Below are 1809 nucleotides of genomic sequence, written 5' to 3' on the forward strand. Positions count from 1 at the left end.
CACAGCAGCTTACGCTCGATCCGTTCGCCGGCCACCTGTTCGGATTTTGCAACCGCAGTAGGACCATCATCAAGCTGCTCTACTGGGATCGCAACGGCTTTTGCCTATGGCAGAAACGGCTGGAGCGTCATGTGTTCCGCTGGCCGACCCGCGAAGCCGATGTGCTGACCATCGACTCCAGGCAGCTCGCTTGGCTGCTCGACGGTCTTGATCCCCTCGCTGTAAAAGGGCATTCCCGCCTCGAGTATTCGACGATCTTTTGACCAGTATAACCTTGATTAAATTGGATAATACTGGCATATTATCCGGGCTGTGGACATCAATTCTCTTCCTGACGACCCCGCCACACTGAAAGGCCTTCTCGCCGGCATGTGGAGTAGCCCCCATTTCGACCGGACATTTCCGCCAGCCTAGGAGGTAGTGCTGGAGTTATGTCCAGACAGAATGCTAACGAGTTTGCCACGGTCGAGGTGGTGAACATGGTCCAGCGGCGACGTTGGCCCTTGGCTGAGAAACTGCGCATCGTCGAGGAGACGCTGTTGCCGGGCATGAGCGTCTCCTTCGTGGCCAGAAAGCACGGTGTCGCGCCCAACCTCCTCTTCCGCTGGAGGAAACTCATGAGCGAGGGCGGCAAGACGGCGGTGCAGGCAGATGACCAGGTGGTGAGCGCCGCCGAGTTTCGGGCGCTTAAAAAGCATGTTCGCGAGCTTGAACGACTTTTGGGCAAGAAGACCATGGAAGTGGAAATCCTCAAGGATGCCATTGAAATTGCGCGCGAAAAAAACTGATCTCGCGCACGCCCTTGCCCTTCGAGGACGATACCCCATGAAGCGGATCGCCGAAGCATTGGATGTGGCCCGTTCCCGGCTTGCTGAACGCATGGGCAAAACTCCCGAGAAGCGTCCGCCTCGTTACTCCAAGGAACTGGATTCGGTCTTGCTGCCGCTTTTGCGCGAGATTACCGACGAGCGGGCAACACTGGGCTATCGTCGGGCCACGGTCTTCCTCAACCGGCGTTTGGCCCAGATGGAACTGCCACCCGTGAACCACAAACGGGTCTATCGGATCATGCGCCTTCATGGCCTTCTTTTGACGCGGCATACCGGACGGCAGCCCGAGCGTGCCCATGACGGGAAGGTCATCACCTTACGACGCAACCTACGGTGGAGCGCCGATGGCTTTGAAATCGCCTGCACCAACGCCGAAACCGTCCGAGTGGTCTTTGCCATCGATTGCTGCGACCGGGAAGCGATGGGCTTCGTAGCCACGACAGGCGGCATTTCCGGCTCGATGGTGCGCGATCTGATGCTGGAGTGTGTGGAAAAGCGCTTCGGTACCGGCCGCACGCCGCATCGCGTGGAATGGCTCACGGACAATGGCTCTTGCTTCACGGCCAAGGAAACGGTTGAGTTCGCCTCATGGCTTGGCTTAATCAGTCGGTTTACGCCGGTACGAAGCCCCCAAAGCAACGGCATGGCTGAGGCGTTCGTCAAGACGTTCAAACGCGATTACGTGTATGCTCATGACCGCCCTGACGCGCGGACAGTCCTGGCGCAACTCGCGGCTTGGTTCGAGGATTACAACGAGGAGGCCCCACACAAGGGGCTGCGGATGCGCTCGCCACGTGAGTTTATCCGCTTAATCGAAAACGCGGCCTGTCCGGTTTAGCGGGGGCAACTCCAGCATGGCCGCCAGCCAAGCTGACCAGCAGCAACATATTGCCCAGCTTGAGCAGCGCATCCGGCTCCTGAATCTGATCATTTACGGTCCGAAGTCCGAGAAAAAGCCCCGTACCGGTCAAGAACAGCG

General features: G+C 58.5%; 2 protein-coding genes. Both read left to right on the top strand.

Going from position 1 to position 1809, the window contains the following annotated elements; translation table 11 throughout:
- On the top strand, window positions 1-263 hold a 263-nt coding region (tnpB, locus tag GTA51_RS20315; RefSeq protein WP_160964299.1), incomplete at its 5' end, for an IS66 family insertion sequence element accessory protein TnpB.
- Between the two features lie 168 nt (window positions 264-431).
- Window positions 432-1668 (top strand): IS3 family transposase gene (locus GTA51_RS20320; RefSeq protein ID WP_160964300.1). Its coding sequence is split into 2 segments (ribosomal slippage): window positions 432-778 and window positions 777-1668, totalling 1239 coding nucleotides; the frame shifts between segments, so codons are not numbered across the junction.
- The last annotated feature ends 141 nt before the right edge of the window (window positions 1669-1809 follow it).

Origin of the sequence: Solidesulfovibrio aerotolerans (genome assembly GCF_009856865.1) — a bacterium.
In the GTDB taxonomy this organism is placed as follows: domain Bacteria; phylum Desulfobacterota; class Desulfovibrionia; order Desulfovibrionales; family Desulfovibrionaceae; genus Solidesulfovibrio; species Solidesulfovibrio aerotolerans.